Source organism: Streptomyces sp. TS71-3 (assembly GCF_018327685.1).
Lineage (GTDB): Bacteria > Actinomycetota > Actinomycetes > Streptomycetales > Streptomycetaceae > Streptomyces.
On sequence record NZ_BNEL01000001.1, the window covers coordinates 1431588 to 1451317 of the forward strand.

Here is a 19730-nt window from a genome sequence, read left to right on the forward strand (position 1 = left end):
CGCAGGCCCGCAGGCAGCGAACACAGGCGACGGACCGGACAGGGGTTCCATGATCCACGGCATCTCGACGCACGGCGGCGGCCCGGCGAACGGTTCCGGCCCGGCGAACGGTTCCGGTCGGGCGGGCGGTTCCGGTCGGGCGGGCGGTTCCGACCCGGCCAGCGCGCCCGATCCGGCGGGCAGCCCTGATCCGGCCAGCGCTCCCGTTCCGGCGGGCACCCCCGACCCGGCCCACGCCCCCGACCACACGAACCGCCGTCCCATCGCCGTCGTCGGCATCGGCTGCCGGCTGCCCGCACGGCTGGAGACGCCGGGTGAGCTGTGGCGGGCCCTCATCGACGGGGTGGACGCCGTCCGCGAGGTGCCGGCCGACCGGTGGAACGCCGCGGAGTGGGTCGCCGCCGACCCGCAGGCACCCGGACCCGGCAGGATGGCGAGCCGCTGGGGCGGCTTCCTCGACGACGTGGCCGGTTTCGACGCGGAGTTCTTCGGCATCTCGCCGGCCGAGGCCCGGCAGATGGACCCCCAGCAGCGGTTCGCGCTGGAGGTCGCCTGCTCGGCCGTCGAGGACGCGCGAAGGGCGCCGGCGAGCCTCGCCGGTTCCCGTACCGGCGTGTTCCTCGGCGCGATGTGGCAGGAGTACCCGCTGCTCACCGGCGGCGACGCCGAGGCGATCCGGACGCATTCGGCCACCGGGTGGGACAACTCGGTGATCTCCGCGCGCATCGCCTACGCGCTCGGGCTGCGCGGTCCCGCGATGACCGTGGCGACGGCGTCGAGCTCGTCGCTGGTGGCGGTGCACCTGGCGGTGCAGAGCCTGCGGTCGGGGGAGTCGGACGTCGCGCTCGCCGGGGGCGTCAACCTGATGCTCCACCCGCACACCTCGGTGGCGATGACCCAGCTCGGCACGCAGAGCCCGGACGGCCGGTGCCGGGCCTTCGACGCCGGCGGCAACGGTTACGTGCGCGGCGAGGGCTGCGGCGTCGTCGTGCTGCGCCGGCTCTCCGACGCCCTGGCCGACGGGGACCGCGTCTACGCGGTGATCCACGGCAGCGCCGTCAACAACGACGGCGCGTCGGAGGGCCTGACCGCACCCAGCCCGGACGCGCAGGTGGAGGTGGTGCGGGCGGCCTGGCGGGACGCCGGCATCCCGCCGGGCCGCGCGGCCTACGCCGAGGCGCACGGCACGGGTACGCCCCTGGGCGACGTGACCGAGGCCGGCGCGCTCGGCACCGTCTTCGGGCACGGGCGCTCCGCACCGCTCCGCATCGGCTCGGCCAAGACGAACTTCGGCCACCTGGAGTCCGCCGCCGGCATCCTCGGCCTCATCAAGGCCGCGCTCTGCGTGCACCACGGGATGATCCCGCCCAGCCTCCACTTCCGGGCGCCCAACCCGCGCATCGACTTCGCCGCCAACGGGCTGGAGGTCGTCACCGCACCGGAGCCCTGGCCGAGCGGGCCCCGGTTCGCGGGCGTGAGCAGCTTCGGCTTCGGCGGAACCAACGCCCACGTCGCCCTCGGCCAGGCGCCACCGCTCCAAGCGCCCACCACGACGAGGGCCGTACCCGATCCCCGGAAGGCACCCGAGGAGCCCGCCTGCCTCGTGGTGTCCGGCACGACCGAACGAGCGCTGGCGGGGAACGCCACCCGGCTGGCCGACCACCTCCGGGGCGCGCAGGACGGCGACCTGGCCGACATCGCGTACTCGCTCGCGACCACCCGTACCCATTTCGGTGTCCGGGGTGTGGTGGTGGCGGGTTCGGTGGGTGAGGCGGTTGAGGGGTTGGGTGCGCTTGCCGAGGGGCGTGGCCGGGGTGGGGTGGTTGCGGGTTCGGTGGGTGGGTGTGGGCGTGTGGTGTTCGTCTTTCCTGGTCAGGGTGGTCAGTGGCTGGGGATGGGGCGGGCGTTGCTGGAGCAGAGTGAGGTGTTCCGGCGGGCGGTCGAGGAGTGCGACGCGGCGCTGGCGCCCCACACAGGGTGGTCCGTCGTGGCGCTGCTGCGGGGCGACACGGAGATCGACGGCCTGACGACGGGCGGCGTCGCGGCCGGTGACCTGCCCGCGGACGGCGGGTTGCCGTTGGACCGGGTCGATGTGGTGCAGCCGGCGTTGTTCGCGGTGTATGTGGGGTTGGCCGCGGTGTGGCGTGGGTGGGGTGTGGTGCCGTCGGGGGTGGTGGGTCACTCGCAGGGTGAGGTGGCTGCGGCGGTGGTGTGTGGTGCGTTGAGCGTGGCGGATGGCGCGCGGGTGGTGGCGTTGCGTTCTCGTGCGGTGCGGGAGCGTGCGGTGCGTGGGGCGATGGGGTTGGTGGAGCGTCCGGTTGAGGAGGTGCGGGAGCGGATTGCCTCGTTTGGGGCTTCGTCCGGGGCTTTGTCCGGGGCTTCGGTTGGGGGTTCGTCTGGGGCGTCGGTTGGGGGTTCGTTGTCGGTTGCGGTGGTGAACACGCGGCGGTCGACGGTGGTGTCGGGGGACGAGGAGGCGGTGGACCGTTTCCTGGCGGAGATGCAGGGGACGGGTGCGTTCTGCCAGAGGGTGTCCGTGGATTACGCCTCGCACAGTGCGCATATGGATGCGCTGTTGCCGGGACTGCGCGAGGAGTTGGCGGGGGTTGCTCCTCGTGCGGGGGACATCGCGTTCTATTCGAGTGTGACGGGGGAGGTGCTGGCGGGCTCGGAGCTGGGTGCTGATTACTGGTGCCGGAATCTGCGGGAGCCGGTGCGGTTCGACCGTGCGTTGGCGCGGTTGCGTGCCGACGGGTACGGCGTGTTCGTCGAGGTGGGTCCGCACCCGGTACTCGGAGTGGCCCTCGCGGACGCCTGCGCCGAACCGGCTGAGTCCCCGGGAGAATCCGGCGGCTCGGAGACGGGTGACCGCGCACCGGACCCCGAGGCGCGCGGCGTCGTCGTGGGCAGCCTGCGGCGTGACCGCGGTGGGATCGACCAGCTGCTGCGGTCGCTGGGCGAGCTGCACGTGCAGGGGTACCCGGTGCCGTGGGACCGGGTGCCGGCCGGGCGCGGCGCCCGCAAGGTCGACCTGCCCACCTACGCCTTCCAACGCCGGCGCCACTGGATCGACCAGCACGACGAGCCCGCGCCCATGTCCGTGTCCGCGTCCGAGTCCGATGGCCGTTCGTGGCGCGACGAGATGACGGCGCTCACCGAGCCCGAACGCCTGCCGTGGCTGGTCGGACTCGTCGAGCGGGAGGCCGCGGCAGCCCTGGGGCTGCCGGCGGGGACCGTGCGTCCCGACAAGGTGCTGCGCGACCAGGGCTTCGACTCCCTGACCCTGGTCGAGTTGCGCAACCGGCTGGTCGCGCGGACCCGGGTGGCGTTGCCCGCGGCGCTCGCCTTCGACCGCCCGACACCGCGGGCCATCGCGGGCCTGCTGCTGGAACGGGCGGCCGCAGGGCCCGACGCCGCCGTTCCGCTCCCGGCCGTCCCGGCCGCCGCCCCACCGAAGCCCCATGGCGACGTTCCCATCGCCATCGTCGCCATGGGGTGCCGGCTCCCGGACGGGATCGACACGCCGGAGGCCTTCTGGGACCTGCTCGCCGAAGGCCGCGAGGCCATCGGCCCGTTCCCGGCGCGCTGGGACCGCTGGGACCTCGGCTCCCTGCGCGACACGGAACTCGAAGCGGAGGGCAAGCCCTTCAGACGCCAGGGCGGATTCCTGCGCGACGCCGAGCTCTTCGACGCGTCCTTCTTCGGCCTCAGCCCGCGTCAGGCGCGCTCGATGGATCCGCAGCAACGGCTCGTTCTCGAAGTCGTCTGGGAAGCGCTCGAACGCGCCCACATCCGGCCCGAGAGCCTCGCCGGGAGCACCACGGGCGTCTACCTCGGTGCCATGTCCTCGGACTACGACGTCGCACGCCGCTGGGACGTCGACGCCATCGACGGCCACCAGCTCACCGGCAACGCCTCCAGCGTCATCTCGGGCCGCGTGGCCTACACCCTGGGACTCGAAGGCCCGGCACTCACGGTCGACACCGCGTGCAGCTCCTCCCTGGTGGCACTCCACCTGGCGTGTGCGGCGATCCGCCGCGGCGAGTGCGACCTCGCGCTCGCGGGCGGGGTGACGGTGATGAGCACCCCGCAGATGTTCGTCGAGTTCGCCCGGCTGAAGGGGCTCGCGCCCGACGGGCGCTGCAAGAGCTTCTCCGACGACGCCGACGGCACGAGCTGGTCCGAGGGCGCCGGCGTCCTGGTGCTCAAGCGCCTCTCCGCGGCCGAGCGCGACGGGGACCGGGTACTGGCCGTGGTGCGGGGCACGGCGATCAACCAGGACGGGCTCAGCCAGGGCCTCACCGCACCGAACGGCCTCGCCCAGCAGCGCGTGGTGCGGGACGCCCTCGCCGACGCGCGGCTGGCCCCGGCCGACATCGACGCGGTGGAGGCGCACGGTACCGGCACGGTGCTCGGCGACCCCATCGAGGCGGGCGCCCTGAGCGAGGTGTTCTCCGGACGCGAGCAGCCCCTCTACCTCGGCTCCTCCAAGTCCAACCTCGGCCACGCGCAGGCCGCCGCCGGCGTCATCGGCGTGATGAAGATGGTGCTGGCCCTCGCGCACGAACGGCTGCCGGAGACCCTGCACGCGGGGACGCCGAGCAGCCACGTCCCGTGGGAGGACAGCGCACTCGAACTCCTCCGGCACTCCAGGCCGTGGCCCCGGACGCGACGCGTGCGGCGCGCCGGCGTCAGCTCGTTCGGCATGAGCGGAACCAACGCCCACGTCGTCCTCGAAGAAGCCCCCGCCGCCCGTGCCGCGGCCGAGGCGACCGGCAAGCCCGGCGAACCGCCGGCGACGGCCCCGGAACCGCTCGCCTATCCGCTGCTGATCTCGGGCGACGACGAACCCGCACTGCGCGCGCAGGCCAGGCGGTGGGCCGGCTGGCTCGCCGGACGGTCCCCCGCGTCCCTGCGCGACATCGCTTACACCGCCGCCGGAAGCCGTACGCATTTCGGTGTCCGGGGTGTGGTGGTGGCGGGTTCGGTGGGTGAGGCGGTTGAGGGGTTGGGTGCGCTTGCCGAGGGGCGTGGCCGGGGTGGGGTGGTTGCGGGTTCGGTGGGTGGGTGTGGGCGTGTGGTGTTCGTCTTTCCTGGTCAGGGTGGTCAGTGGCTGGGGATGGGGCGGGTGCTGCTGGAGCAGAGTGAGGTGTTCCGGCGGGCGGTCGAGGAGTGCGACGCGGCGCTGGTCCCGCATACGGGGTGGTCGGTGCTGGCGCTGCTGCGGGGCGGGTTGGACGACGACGCGGCGTTGCTGACTCGGGTCGATGTGGTGCAGCCGGCGTTGTTCGCGGTGTATGTGGGGTTGGCCGCGGTGTGGCGTGGGTGGGGTGTGGTGCCGTCGGGGGTGGTGGGTCACTCGCAGGGTGAGGTGGCTGCGGCGGTGGTGTGTGGTGCGTTGAGCGTGGGGGACGGGGCGCGGGTGGTGGCGTTGCGTTCTCGTGCGGTGCGGGAGCGTGCGGTGCGTGGGGCGATGGGGTTGGTGGAGCGTCCGGTTGAGGAGGTGCGGGAGCGGATTGCCTCGTTTGGGGCTTCGTCCGGGGCTTTGTCCGGGGCTTCGGTTGGGGGTTCGTCTGGGGCGTCGGTTGGGGGTTCGTTGTCGGTTGCGGTGGTGAACACGCGGCGGTCGACGGTGGTGTCGGGGGACGAGGAGGCGGTGGACCGTTTCCTGGCGGAGATGCAGGGGACGGGTGCGTTCTGCCAGAGGGTGTCCGTGGATTACGCCTCGCACAGCGCGCACATGGATGCGCTGTTGCCGGGACTGCGCGAGGAGTTGGCGGGGGTTGCTCCTCGTGCGGGGGACATCGCGTTCTATTCGAGTGTGACGGGGGAGGTGCTGGCGGGCTCGGAGCTGGGTGCTGATTACTGGTGCCGGAATCTGCGGGAGCCGGTGCGGTTCGACCGTGCGTTGGCTCGGTTGCGTGCCGACGGGTATGGCGTGTTCGTCGAGGTGGGTCCGCATCCGGTGCTCGGAGTGGCCCTCGCGGACGCCTGCGCCGAACCGGGTGATGAGGGCCCCCGGGCGGGGGACGGCGGCATCCCGGGGGTCGTGGTCGGCAGCCTGCGGCGTGATCGCGGCGGGGTCGACGAGCTGTGGCGGTCGCTCGGCGAACTGCACGTGCGGGGATATCCCGTGGCGTGGGACCAGGTGCTGGCCGGCCGGGGCGCCCACCGGGTGGACGTGCCCACGTACGCCTTCCGTCGCCGGCGCCACTGGATCGACGAACCGAAACCCCGCATCGCCACGGCGGCGGCGGGCCAGCTGCCCGCCGGGCACCCGTGGCTCGGTGCGATGACGACGCTCGCGGGGCAGCCCGGGTACCTGTTCGCCGGCCGGATATCGCTGGACGAGCATCCGTGGCTGGCCGACCACGTCGTCTCGGGCGACATCCTGGTGCCGGGCGCGGGCCTGCTCGACGTGGCCCTGTCGGCGGCGCGCGCGGTGGGCGCCGGCGGTGTCGGCGAACTGACGCTCCTCGAACCGCTCGTGCTGGCCGAGGACTCAGCGCTCCGGCTGCAAGCCACCGTCGGAGACCCCGACGCGAACGGACGGCGCCCGTTCGCCCTCTACAGCCAGCCGGAAGACACCACAGAGCCGTCGGCCTGGCGACACCACGTCACCGGCGAGCTCACGAACGACACTGGTGCGGCCGCTGACGCACCCTTCGAGGACCTCCGGAACTGGCCGGTCCCGGGTACGGAGGCCGCCGGGCTCGGCGACCTCTACTCGCCCTCGCGGGCTGACGGGCTCGCCTACGGCCCCGCGTTCCAGGGCCTTCGGGAACTGCGACGCCGGGACGACGTCCTCTACGGGCACGTGCGACTGCCGGAACCGCTCGGTCCGGCGGACTACGGCCTGCACCCGGCCCTGCTCGACGCGGCGTTGCACGTCATCGTGGCCGGCCTGCCGGAAGCGAGCCCGGACCCCGGGCCGCCCCTGCCGTTCATCTGGTCCGACGTCGAGCTGTACCGCACCGGCCGCACCGAACTCAGGGTGCGCGCCGAGGTCCGACGCGGCGACGACACCGGCGGCACGCGCGCCACGCTGTGGCTGGCCGACCCGGCGGGCACACCGGTCGCCCGGGTGGGCGGGCTCCAGTTGCAGCACGGCGGCGGTCCCGGCCCGCACACGCACCTCGAACACCTCTACCGCGTCGACTTCGAAGCCGCACCCCTCACCGAGGACGCCTCCGCCGAGGACGCCTCCGCCGAGGACGCCTCTGGGCTCGGCGAACCGCCGGTGCCCGGCGATCCCGTCGCGCTCAACGGCACCGTGGTGCTCGGTGACGCCGCGCTGGGACATGCCCTCGGCGCCGACGTCGTGGCCGACATGGACGCTCTCCTCGCCGCGCTCGACACCGGCGCGGACACGCCCGAGCGAATAGTGATCGCGCCCCCCGCGTCCGCACCGGCACATGCGCAAGACGCCGAGCAGCCCGCCACCGAGCACACCACCGCCGAGCACACCACGACCGAGCACACCAAGACCGACCGGACCGCTCCCGACCGGACCACCACCGACCGGACCACCACCGACCGGACCGCTCCCGACCGGGCCACTCCCGAGCCGACCACCGCCGAGCAGACCGCTACCGACGCCCTCCGATCGCTGCAACGCTGGCTCGCCGACCCCCGGCTCCGCGACACGGAGCTGACCTGGCTCACCCGCCACGCCGTGGCCTCGAACCCCGACGACGAGGTGTCCGACTGGCACCACGCCGCCCTCTGGGGCCTGGTGCGCTCCGCCCGCACCGAGCAACCGGAGCGTGTCCTGCGGCTGGTGGACCTGGACTCCGGCACGCCCGCCCCCGCGCTGCTCGCCCGGGTGCTCGGGACACCCGGCGAGACCGAGTGGGTCCTGCGCGGCGACGCGGCGTTCGTGCCACGGGTCAGGCCGCTGGGCGCCCGGGACGAGGCGCTGACCCTGCCGGGCCGCGGCGGCTGGCACCTGGACGTCGAGAAGCGCGGGCAGCTCGACTCCTTCGCCGTCCTGCCCTCCGACGGCGAGGACGACCCGTTGGGGCCCGGCGAGGTGCGCGTCGAGGTGCGCGCGGCCGGTGTGAACTTCCGTGACGTGCTCAACGCCCTCGACGTGGTGCCCGCGCCCCGGCTGGGCCTCGAATGCGCCGGGATCGTCCGCGAGACCGGAGCCGGCGTCGCGCACGTGCGCCCGGGCGACCGGGTCATGGGCCTGGCCATGGGCACGTTCGGGGACGAGGCGCGGACCGGCGCGGCCAGGCTGGTGCGCATCCCCGACACCCTCACGTTCGCGGAGGCCGCGACCATCCCCGTGGCCTTCGTCACCGCGCTCCACGCCCTCGACGACCTCGCGGCCCTGGCGCCGGGCGAACGGGTGCTCGTGCACGCGGCGGCCGGCGGCGTCGGCATGGCGGCGGTGCGGCTCGCGCGGCTGCGCGGCGCGGAGGTGTTCGCCACCGCCGGCCCGGGCAAGTGGCCGGCGCTGCGCGCGCTCGGCCTCGACGACGACCACATCCGCTCCTCGCGCGACACCGGCTTCGAGGCCACGTGGCTCCGCGCGACCGGCGGTCAGGGCATGGACGTGGTGCTGGGCGCCGTGGCCGGCGAGTTCACCGACGCGTCGCTGCGGCTGCTGCCCCGCGGCGGGCGCTACCTGGAGATGGGCAAGACAGACCTCCGAACGCCCGCCAAGGTGGCCGCGGACCACCCCGGCGTGGACTACCGCGCGTTCGACGTGACGACCGACATCGCGCCCGCGCGCATCACGGCCCTGCTGTCCGAACTGGCCGACCTGCTCGCCCGCGGTGCGCTCGCCCCGCTGCCCCTCGCGGCCTACGACGTGCGCCACGCACCGCACGCCCTGCGCCACATGCAGCAGGCGCGGCACGTGGGCAAGCTGGTGGTCACCATGCCGCGGGCCCTCGACCCGGACGGCACCGTGCTGATCACCGGCGGAACGGGCGAACTCGGCCGGGCCCTCGCCGCGCACCTCGTCCGCGCACACGGCGCCCGGCGGCTCCTCCTGTCGTCACGGCGCGGCCCCGGCACCCCCGCCGCCGGAGAACTCGTACGGGAGCTGGAAGCCGCGGGCGCCGAGCAGGTGCGCGTGGTGGCGTGCGACGTGGCGGAGCGGGCCGAGGCCGCCGCGCTGCTGGAGCACGAGGTGGACCCCGCGCACCCGCTGACGGCCGTGTTCCACCTCGCCGGCGTGCTGGACGACGGCCTCGTGCAGGGCTTCACCGGGGAGCGCCTGCGCCGGGTGATGGCGCCCAAGGTGCGCGGCGCGCTCCATCTCGACGAGCTGACCGAGCGGCTCGACCTGGCCGCGTTCGTGCTCTTCTCCTCGGTGGCGGGCACGCTGGGCACGGCGGGCCAGAGCGGTTACGCCGCCGCGAACGCCGCCCTGGACGCGCTGGCCGCCCGCAGGCGCAAGCGCGGCCTCCCCGGCACCAGCCTCGCCTTCGGCCTCTGGGAGCAGGCCGGCGTGGGCATGACCGCGCACCTGGGCAGGGCCGAACTGGGCCGGCTGCGGCGCCAGGGCATCGGCACGCTGACCGCCGACGAAGGGTTGCGCGCCCTCGACGCGGCGCTGGCGCGGCCCGAGCCCTGCCTCGTGCCCGTCCACCTCGAACTCGCGGCGCTGCGACACGCGCTCGGCGACGCCGAACCGCCCGCCCTGCTGCGCGCGCTGGTGCCGCCACCCGGGACCACGCACCGGACCGGTGCCGCCGAGGGCCAGGCCGCGCTGAACGAAGGCGCCGCCGAGCTGTCAGAAGCCGACCGGCTCGCCGCGCTGGTGGACGTCGTCCGCGGCGAGGCGGCGGCCGTACTCGGCCTCCCCGGGCCCGGCGCCGTGCCGCCGGACAAGGCCCTGCGCTCCCTCGGGATCGACTCGCTCACCATGATCGAATTGCGCAACCGGCTCTCCAAGCGTGCGGGGACCACCCTGCCGGCCACCTTGGTGTTCGACCATCCGACCGCCCACGCCATCGCCGAACTGCTGCTCCGCGGCGGCGTCACACCATGACTCCGCGGCGGCGTCACACCATGACTCCGAGGGGAGCCGCACCATGACTACGCAGAGAAGTCGCGAGATGGCTCCAAGGCGGATCACACGATGGCTCCGCGGTGGAGCCGCACGATGAACGCGTCACACGACGAGAAGGAGTACGCAGTGAAGACCGGGGGACTGTACATCGCGGGCATCGGGACCTACCTGCCGCAGGCGACCAAGGTCGAGCAGGCCGTCGCCGACGGCCGGTACGACCCCGAGGAGGCCGAGGACACCCAGCTGGAGTCCGTCTGCGAGGCCACGGACGAGACACCGCCCGACATGGCCGTCAGCGCGGCCCGCAGCGCGCTGGAGCGCTCCGGCCACCGCCCCGCGGACATCTCGCTGATCCTGCACGCCAGCGTCTACTTCCAGGGACTCGAACTCTACTCGACGGCCTCCTACATCCACCGGGCCGCGCTGGGCGCCCACTCGGCGCTCGCCTTCGAGGTCAAGCACGCCTCCAACGGCGGCATGACCTCGCTGGACGTCGCCGCCCGCTACCTCGCGGGGGAGAGCGGGCACTCGGCCGCGCTGGTGACCACCGCGGACAAGTGCTGCCTGCCCGTGATCGACCGGTGGAACTGCGACATCGGCATCGTGCCCGGCGACGGCGCGACGGCGATGGTCCTCAGCGGGACGTCCGGATTCGCGCGGGTGCTCAGCACCTCCACGGTCTCGGACCCGACCCTCGAACGCCTGCACCGCGGAGACCAGCCCTTCGCCCCGTACAGCGATCCCAGCACGCCGGTCGACCTGCGCTCGCGCAAGCTCCAGTACCTCGGCGACGTCGAACTCGACGAGTTCACGCGCCGGTTCAGGGCCGGCCTGAAGAACTGCGTCGACACGGCGCTCGCCGACGCCGGCATCGGGCTCCTCGACGTCACCCGTTTCGCCCTGCCGCACTCCGGGCGCGTCGTGCTCCAGCGGGAGTACCTCCGCGGGCTCGACATCGACGAGGCCCGCACCACCTGGTCCTGGGGGCGCACCGTCGGCCACCTCGGCGCCGGCGACCAGATATCCGGGCTCGGCCACCTGATGGAGACCGGCGCGCTGAACCCCGGGGACCACTGCCTGATGATGGGCGTCGGCGCCGGCTTCACCTGGACCTGCGCCGTGGTGCGGATCCTCGAACGTCCCTCGTGGGCGGCGGGCTGCCCGCCGGAGCGGTCCCGGCCGCGGCCCGAGGACAGCTGATGCGCGCCTACGTCTTTCCCGGCCAGGGGTCGCAGAAGAGGGGCATGGGCAAGGGCCTGTTCGAGGAGTTCCCGGATTTGTGCCGCGAGGCCGACGACGTGCTCGGGTACGCGGTCACGACCCTGTGCCTGGAGAACCCCGAGCGGCTGCTGAACCGGACCGAGTACGCCCAGCCCGCGATATACGTCGTCAACGCCCTCCACTACCTGACCGCACGCCGTCAGGGCCTGCCGCCCGCGGACTACCTGGCCGGTCACAGCCTCGGCGAGTACAGCGCCCTCCTCACCGCGGGCGCCTTCGACTTCGCGACCGGCCTCGCGGTGGTGAAGCGCCGTGCGGAGCTGATGGGGAAGGCGGACGGCGGCGGCATGGCCGCGGTGGTCGGCCTGTCCGAGACCGCCATCGAGGAGGCCCTGCGCGCGCACGGCGCCACCGGGGTCGTCATCGCCAACCACAACGCGCCCCGGCAGTTCGTGCTGTCCGGCGGCAAGGACGAACTGGAGCGGATCAGACCCGTCTTCGAGCGCATGGAGGGAGTACGGGGGTTCGTCCCGCTCCGGGTCAGCGGGGCCTTCCACTCGCCGCGCATGGAGAGCGCCGCCGATGAGTTCCGCGGGTTCCTGGACTCGGTCGACTTCGGCGAACTCGGCACGCCCGTCGTCTCCAACGTGACGGGCAGGCCCTTCGGGTCAGGCGCGGGGGCCGTCCGGGAAGCGCTCGCCGACCAGATCACACGGCCCGTCCGATGGGCGGCTTGTGTGCGGTACATGCGGGAGGCCGGCGTCTCGGATTTCGTGGAGATCGGCTCGGGCAGGGTCCTGACCTCCCTCATCGAGAAGATCACGGCGGAGGAGCAGCACGCCGGCGACGAACAGGAGGCACGGGGCGAGGCTCCGGCCACGACGGTGAACGTCGCGCGGGGCGCGGGGGCCGACGAGCTGGACGCCGGGGACGCAGCACGCCGGGAACTGATCGCCCGCATCAAGCGCGAGATCCTCCACCCCGAGATCGGCGACGCGGCACTCGGCTTCGCCGACGACGAGTCGTTCCGGCGGCTCGGCCTGGACTCCATCGTGTACGTGCGGCTGGCCCGCAAGGTCCAGGAGGTGTTCGGCATCCCCTTCAAGCCGGACAGGATCTACGCGCACCGGACGTGCTCCGCCCTCGCCGACTACTTGCTGGCCGAGCGGGGCGGGGCGGGGACCGAGGCCGATGCGGCGGCGCCGAGGGAGATCCGGCCGACGGAGACCGCGCGGCAGGGGACCGAGCGGAAGGGCGCCGAGCCGCCGCGAACCGGGCCGCGGGAAACCGAACCGGAGCACACCGAACCGGAGCACACCGAGCCGCGGGAACGGGAACAGGAGCACACCGAGCGGAAGCCCACCGAACCGGACGAGGCCCCGCCGTGGCGCGAGTACCGTGATGAGCGCGTGCTGGCCGTCCTGCGCGACTGCGCGAACGGCACGCTCAGCGTCGAGAGGGCCATCGCGACCATCCGCGCCGGGGGAGCCGCCCGCCGGTGAGCGGGCGCCGCCCCCTCCCGGTGAGCGGAGGCGCCCCTCCACGCACGCATGATGGGCTCCTGCACGCACGCATGAAGGGCCCCTGTGCGCGCGGAGGGCGGGCCCCTACGCCAGCAGCTCGACGAGCCGTTCGCGCACGCCGTCCTTGGGCTCCTCGCTGCTCGGTACCAGCCTCTCCCGGTCCCGCGGGTCGCGGGAGAGGAAGTGCAGCCGCCCGTCGCGGCGGGCGAGGACCAGGTCGGTGCTGGTGTCGACGATCTCGGCCGAACCCTCCGCGGTGTAGCGGGTGACGGTGATCAGCGCGGAGCGCTCCGACTCGGCGAGCATCGCGTTGACGTCCGTGGCCGCGTCGCCGTCGGCCGACGGGCCCCGGGGCAGCCAGTCGGTGAGCATTCGCAGGGACTCGTCGAACGTGTACAGGCCCAGCTGGTGGACGCCGAGGGCGTCGATGCGGACCATCAGGCAGATCCGCTCGGGCTGGGGGAGCAGGAGCATCCGCCATGGCTCGCCCGGTTCCGTCCCGGTCGTGCGGGCGTCCAGCACCATCCGGGCCCGCCGCTGGAACGCCACGGCGATGCCCAGGTCCCCCCGCACCTGGACCTGCTCGGCCGTGGAGCCCGCCAGGAGGAGCTGGCGTGCGGCGAGGGAGCGGACGGCCTCGGCGAGCACCTCGTCGGAGGGCCGGGCCTCCAGGAAGTCCACGACCGCGTCCACGGCGGTCAGTTCGGCGATGGTGTACGCACCGAGCAGGACCGGTCCGGTGTCCACCAGGTGGAGAACGGCGGAGACCAGCCCCTCGGGGACGGACACGTCGCCCGCCTCCGGCGGCATCGGCGGACGCGGGTTGCGCTCCTCAGCGCGTCCCCCAGCGCCTCCCTCGCCTCGTCCCCCAGCGCCTCCTTCGCCTCGTCCTCCGTCGCGTCCCTCGCCTCCTCCTTCGTCGCGTCGCTCGTCGCTCATGCCGACCCTCCTTCCGGCCCGATGCCCATCGCATGCGGTTCCGGCCGCTCCCGCAGCACCTCGGCGGCGCTGGGCGACGGCGCCTGGGTGACCCACACCTCGGAGTTGCCGAAGAGTCCCCGCCCGGACCTGCCGGTCAGCGAGTGGCCCAGCTCGCCGGCCATGTCCGTACGGTCCGGGGGAGGGAAGCGGGACGCCAGGTCCTGGGAGACGGACGTGACGTCGTCGTCCTCCTCGATCCGGCGCAGCGCCCGGGTCAGCGACCGCGCGACCGGAGGCGTCAGGGACGTGGGCATGGCCAGGACCGGCGACAGGTACATCGGGTGGCGCTCCGTCATCCGCGACAGCCCCCAGGGGCCGACGTTGCTGTGGGTGACCCGGTACACCACGTAGTCCTTGAGATGCCGGAGGTCGTTCAGGGTCGGCAGCTTGCGCGCGCCGAACGCGGCGGGCGTCTTCTCCAGCTGCACCCAGGTGCCCTGCGCCGTGCGCCCGTGCAGCTTCTCCCGCACCACGTGGCCGTGCATCCCGATGTCGGGATAGACCGCCTTGTCGATGTCGCGGTGGTGGCTGGACAGGCGCGGCCGGCTGCCCTTGGCGAACCGCCAGTCCTCGTACAGCTGCGGATCGTCCACCAGCACGTGGCCGCCGCACAGCACGTCGTGCAGCTGGGGGACCTGGAGGCCGTTGCGCTCCAGGTCGGCGAGGATCACCGCTTCCTCGGGGCTGAGGCGGTTGACCGCCGCCACGAGGCCCTTGCGGTACGCACCGGCCCGGGCGGTGATCTCGATCATGAGACGGACCCTGCTGCGCTCCGCGCCGGCCCGCTCGGCCCGCTCGGCATCGGAAGCCGCGTCGCCAGACCGCGCAGCGCCCGGGAACGACGTCAGCGTGTGCTTGCGCTTCACCCGATCAGTACAACACAGGACGAAGCCACCCGCATGGGATCCGCTCGCACCCCATGTGAGCTGGTCTTTCGCGGCGATCGCCGTCCGGAGCGCGGATGCCGCGGACCGGGGCCCCGGACGCCGTCACCGACTGCGCCGGGAACGCGGATGCCCCGGCCTCGCTGGCGAGACCGGGGCACGCAAGGGGTGGCGCAGCCTTGTCAGGCGTTGCCGATGAGGCCGGAGACACCGGAGGCGTTGACGTCGATGCTCGGGGCCACGTTGTTCACGACCTTCGCGACCGGGCCGTTGAGGGAGGCGAGGCCGGTCACGTCGGCGGCCACGTTGGTCAGGCTGTCGCCGAGACCGCCGGAGACGGAGTCCAGGTCGGCGTCGGAGATCTGCTGGGTGGCGATGTTGGAGGCCATGGGATGGAACTTCCCTTCGCTGAGGTTCCCGGGACGCGGCCGCTGCCGGAATGGGGACGGTTTGCTCGTTAACTGCGGCGACGCCTGACCAGGCGGGGCGCCGCAGCGGAGTACCCGGGACGGTGGGTGGCCGTGATCCGGTCTTGCGGGTACGCAGAGGATCTAAGCACGAGGCATCTCTGCTCGGCATCCGAACGGGAGTTCAAACACCATGCGAAGGTTGCTTTGCAAAAAGGAAGCGGACGGGGTGAGGAGCGCTGGTCTTCATATGTTCACAACATTGATCGAAACCGTCACGTGCGGTCGATCTCGCATTCGAGTTTCGGGCCGAACACCCTGCGTATCGAACAAAATACGGGTCGCGCCCGGCTCTCATCGGTCTATGTGAAGATTCCATGGGGAAATGCATGACCGCCGGATGGCCGCCGGGCAGCCGGCGGCCGTGGTAACGCGGGGCCGTTCCGCGAGGTGGGCGGGGTGTTCGGGCGCGGGACGGGGGGCCTTCACACGATGGGGGTGTCGGATCCCTCGCCCTCGCGGAAGACCTCTTCCGCCGCGTTTGCGAAGGTCGCCGGCTGCTGGGCGGACGGTGCGGCGGGGTGGACGCCCAGCGTCGAGCGGGCCGCCGGGTCGAGCAGGGCCTGGTACGGGCCGACGGCGGGGGCGCCGATGCTGCGCAGCGCTGCCCACACCGTCACCTGGTTCGCGGAGAGCACCGGCATCCGCAACTCCGCCTCCAGCTGCGGGATCACGTCGTACGTGGGCAGGTTGGTGCAGCTGATGAAGAGCGCGTCCGCCCCGTCGGCGACGCCGCCGCGCGCCATGTCCAGCACCTCCTGGTACCGCACGCGCCAGATCTCCCCGGTCAGGCCCAGGTACTCGCGCCCGGTCACCGTGACGCCGCCCTCGGCCAGGTACAGCTCCAACGCGTCCGTCAGCGACTTCGTGTAGGGCGTGATGACCGCGACCCTGCGGATGTCGAACTCCGCCAGCGCTTCGAGCAGCGCGCCCGAGGTGGTGGTCGCGGGAACCGGTACGACCTCCCGCATCGCCTGGCACATGGCCCGCTCGCCGGCGATGCCGTCGATGAAGCTCCCTGAGGTGCACGCGTAGGTGAGCGCCTCGGGTCCCACCGCGCTCAGCGCGAGCGTCGCGTTGCGCAGGGTCTCGTGCTCGCTGACGAGCCTGGCCATGCCGGGCGAGACCTCGACGGGCACGTACGGCGTGCGCGCCACGTGCAGCGAGACGTCGTCCGGCACCCAGCGCCACAGCTCACGGTCCAGCGCGAAGTCGAACGGCGCGATGACCCCCACGCCGCGCTGCGGAGCGGGACCGCCGAGAAAGGTGATGTCCAAGGGAACTCCTCATCGGGACAGTGGATCTGACGTGTGTGGTGTTGTGCGAGGGCGTGCGCGGCGCCGTGCGTGGGCGTGCGGGGTGGCGTGTAGGGCGTGCGTGGGGGCGCGCGGAGTGGCGTGCAGGACGTGCGCGGAGACATGCGGAGGCATGCCGATGGCGTACGCGATGGCGTGCGGGACGTGCGTAGGGACGTGCAGGGGCGTGCGAGGTGACACACGCGGAGTGCGGGGACGTGCGGGGACGTGCGGGAGACATTCAGGGGTGTGCGACTGGCGGGCCGCTGGTACCTGACGGCACGTCAGTTTTCCGGCCGGACCTGTGCGCTCACGAGGATCGTGGGGTGCTCACCGGCGTGCCGGGTGCGGTACGGGACCGCCGCGGGCGTGGCGCGGGTTCCGGATCCGGGCCCGCCGCCCGCGGCTCAGGTTCGGGAGCGGGTCAGACGGAGCTCTCGTGACGTCCGGTTCGGCATCCGGCGTCCCTCGTCGGTGGCGGCGGCTGTGCGGGGCGTCGCGGGTGCCGCCGGAAGCGGGCCGGCGGTGTGCCGTGCCGCTGCCGGCGGGGCCCCGACTGTGCTCTCGTACTCGGGGACGCCAGGGCGCCCCGTGGCCGTCGTGGCAGGGAAGGCCGCCACTGTTTCGGTCGTCACGAGCGTCAGTGTGCGGTCCGTGACCGCTCGATGACCAGCAAGATTTATTTGCAGCCGCCGTTAGTGTTCCTACATGTTTGAAGTACGACGGCTCAGGCTCCTCAGAGAGCTTGCCGCGCACGGCACCGTCGCCGCCGCCGCGCAGGCCTGCGCACTCACTCCGTCGGCGGTCTCGCAGCAACTGGCGCTGCTCGAACGGGAGGCCCGCACCCCCCTGTTCATCCGCGACGGACGCCGGCTGCTGCTGACGGACGCGGCGCAGGTGCTGGTGACCCACGCCGAGATCATCCTGACCCAGCTGGAGCGGGCCCGCGCGGAGGTCTCCGCGCTCGCCCACAAGGTGCAGGGCACGCTGCGGCTCGCCGCGTTCCCCAGTGCCGCGAGCGCGTTGGCGGCGCCGGCCATCGCCGCCTGCCAGGCCTACCATCCCGACCTCAACGTGGTACTCAGCGAGCAGGAGCCGGGCCCGAGCCTGGTGGACCTGCGGATGCGCCGCCTCGACATCGCCCTGGTGTACGAGTACAACCTGCTGCCCCGGCTGCCGCACTCCGGCGTCGAACTGGAGCCCATGCTCCAGGAGCCCGTCATGCTCGCCCTGCCGCGCACCCATCCGCGGGCCGGGGCCGAAGGGCCGTACAGCCTGGAGGCGTTGCGCGACGAGCGCTGGATCGCCCCGCGCCGCGACGACTCGCTGCGCACGGTGCTGGAACGGGCCTGCGAGAGCGCGGGATTCCGGCCGCGGCTCGACTACATCAGCGACGACTACTCGGTGGTGCTCGCGCTCGTGCAGTCGGGGCTCGGCGTCTCGCTCGTGCCGCGGCTCGTCGTGGAGCAACTGGCCGCGGACGTGACGCTGCGTCCGGTGGAGAACCTGAGCCTGACCCGCACGGTCTCCATAGCCACGCGGGCGGGTGGCGGGGCGGACCCGGTCGTCAACGCGCTCGTCCTGGCGCTGCGGAGGGCGGCGCGTCAGGGGTAGCGCCCCGGTGGGGGCGCGGGTGGCCGGTTCGGGTGCCGTGGGTTGCGGCCCGTTGCGCCCACGCGGCGGAGCCTCCCCCACTGCCTCAAGGGCGTGGGAGGTACCCCCAGAACACAGCCCCGCGCCCCTTTTTTGGTGCGCTTCGCGCCCTGTTCACCTGCGGTGGGCTAGTGGGTTGTGCCCCTTGGGGTGCGCCTTCGGCTGCCGATTCGTCGTGGCCGGTCGCGCAGTTCCCCGCGCCCCTTCCGAGGCGCGGGGGACCGTGCCGTTCTGTCAGCCGAGGACGTCGGCCACCGCCTCGGTCCAGATCCCGAGGCCCCCGCGGACCTGGTCCGCGGTGACCACCAGCGGCGGGATCATGCGGACGACCTGGCCCTGGGCGCCGCAGGTGAGCAGCAGCAGGCCGCGCCGGCCCGCGGCCGCCTGGACCTGGGCGGCGGTCTCGCCGTCCGGACGGCCGTCCGCCGTCACGAACTCGGTGCCCGCCATCAGCCCGAGGCCGCGCACGTCGCCGATGCCCTTGGCGCCGTCCGGCGCGTACCGGGACGCGACCTCGCGCAGCCCGGCGAAGAGCTCGGTGCCCCGCTCGGCGGAGTTCTCCACCAGCTTCTCGTCCTGGATCACGTCGAGGGTGGCGATCGCCGCCGCGCACGCGACCGCGTTGCCGCCGTACGTGCCGCCCTGCGAGCCCGGCCACGCCTTCTCCATGAGGTGGGTGGGCGCGGCGATGGCGGACAGCGGGAAGCCGCTGGCCAGGCCCTTCGCGGTCACCACGATGTCGGGGCGGCCGTCGAAGTGGTCGTGGCCCCAGAACCGGCCGGTGCGGCCGAAGCCGGTCTGCACCTCGTCGATGATCAGCAGGATGCCGTGCCGGTCCGCGCGCTCCCGCAGGCCGCGCAGGAACGCCGTGTTGGCGGGCACGTAGCCGCCCTCGCCGAGCACCGGCTCGACGATGAACGCGGCGGTGTCGGCCGGGGCGGTGACGGTGGCCAGGAGCTGGTCCAGCTCGCGGAGCGCGAACTCGGTGGCCGTCGCCTCGTCCCAGCCGTAGTGGAAGGCGTTGGGGAACGGCGCGATGGCGACCCCGGGCATCAGCGGGCCGTACCCCGAGCGGAACTTCGTCGCCGAGGTGGTCAGCGACGCCGCGCCGATGGTGCGACCGTGGAACGAGCCCTGGAAGACGACGATGTTCGGCCGGGCGGTGGCCTGCTTGGCCAGGCGCATGGCGGCCTCCACGGCCTCGCTGCCGGAGTTCACGTAGAACAGCGAGTCCAGGCCCTCGGGCAGCACGTCGCCGAGCCGCTCGGTGAGCGTGAGCAGCGGGCGGTGCATGACGGTCGTGTACTGGCCGTGCACCAGCGTCGCCACCTGGCGCTGGGCGGCCTCCACCACCCGGGGGTGGCAGTGGCCCGTGCTGGTGACGCCGATGCCGGCGGTGAAGTCCAGGTGGGTGCGGCCGTCCTCGTCGTACACGTAGACGCCCTCGGCCCGGGCGGCGAGCACGGGGGTGGCCTGCTTGAGGGCGGGGGAGAGCTGGCTCATGGTCGGCTCCTTCTCGGTGGGCCACGGTCGGCACCGTGGGGGACTGCGGGCACGGGCGGGCATGCTGGTGACCGTGGCGGGTGTCACCCGGTCACGGCACGTGCGGGGAGATTGTTAATCGTAGGATTGTCAACAACCTACATTCATGCAAGCATGGACGAGGCTCGTTGTCCATG

At 73.1% G+C, this 19730-nt stretch carries 9 protein-coding genes; 4 read left to right on the forward strand and 5 right to left on the reverse strand.

The annotated features are described in order from the left end of the window. Positions 1 to 49 precede the first annotated feature (49 nt). From Sm713_RS40165 to fabD, 3 genes are all read left to right on the forward strand, one after another. Positions 50 to 10006 carry a type I polyketide synthase gene (locus tag Sm713_RS40165; protein ID WP_249416126.1) on the forward strand — a complete coding sequence of 3319 codons (9957 nt, stop codon included), beginning with the start codon at positions 50 to 52 and terminating at the stop codon, positions 10004 to 10006. Between the two features lie 114 nt (positions 10007 to 10120). Further along, positions 10121 to 11227, forward strand: a complete 1107-nt coding sequence (locus tag Sm713_RS05975) for a ketoacyl-ACP synthase III family protein (RefSeq protein WP_249416127.1) — start codon at positions 10121 to 10123, stop codon at positions 11225 to 11227. Further along, the gene (gene fabD, locus Sm713_RS05980) at positions 11227 to 12750 is read left to right on the forward strand and encodes an ACP S-malonyltransferase (protein WP_249416128.1); all 1524 of its coding nucleotides are present in this window, start codon (positions 11227 to 11229) and stop codon (positions 12748 to 12750) included. The genes Sm713_RS05975 and fabD overlap by 1 nt, the downstream gene beginning before the upstream one ends. A gap of 105 nt (positions 12751 to 12855) precedes the next feature. Here fabD and Sm713_RS05985 read toward each other — a convergent pair whose 3' ends face one another. From Sm713_RS05985 to Sm713_RS06000, 4 genes are all read right to left on the reverse strand, one after another. Next, on the reverse strand, positions 12856 to 13560 hold the full coding sequence (locus Sm713_RS05985) for a hypothetical protein (RefSeq protein WP_212908610.1): 705 nt from the start codon (positions 13558 to 13560) through the stop codon (positions 12856 to 12858). A gap of 146 nt (positions 13561 to 13706) precedes the next feature. Beyond that, positions 13707 to 14618 carry a hypothetical protein gene (locus Sm713_RS05990; RefSeq protein WP_212908611.1) on the reverse strand — a complete coding sequence of 304 codons (912 nt, stop codon included), beginning with the start codon at positions 14616 to 14618 and terminating at the stop codon, positions 13707 to 13709. A gap of 200 nt (positions 14619 to 14818) precedes the next feature. After that, a complete protein-coding gene (locus Sm713_RS05995) occupies positions 14819 to 15025 on the reverse strand; it encodes a type A2 lantipeptide (RefSeq protein ID WP_212908612.1) in 207 nt (68 codons plus the stop codon). Positions 15026 to 15528: 503 nt separating this feature from the next. Further along, positions 15529 to 16380 carry an aspartate/glutamate racemase family protein gene (locus Sm713_RS06000; protein WP_212908613.1) on the reverse strand — a complete coding sequence of 284 codons (852 nt, stop codon included), beginning with the start codon at positions 16378 to 16380 and terminating at the stop codon, positions 15529 to 15531. 726 nt (positions 16381 to 17106) lie between these two features. Between Sm713_RS06000 and Sm713_RS06005 the strand changes: the two genes are divergently transcribed. Next, positions 17107 to 18012 (forward strand): LysR family transcriptional regulator, encoded by a 906-nt coding sequence (locus tag Sm713_RS06005; protein WP_212908614.1) that lies wholly within the window; start codon positions 17107 to 17109, stop codon positions 18010 to 18012. Between the two features lie 273 nt (positions 18013 to 18285). On the opposite strand, the gene Sm713_RS06010 is transcribed toward Sm713_RS06005, so the two are convergent. Continuing rightward, positions 18286 to 19554, reverse strand: a complete 1269-nt coding sequence (locus Sm713_RS06010) for an aspartate aminotransferase family protein (protein WP_212908615.1) — start codon at positions 19552 to 19554, stop codon at positions 18286 to 18288. Between the last annotated feature and the right edge of the window lie 176 nt (positions 19555 to 19730).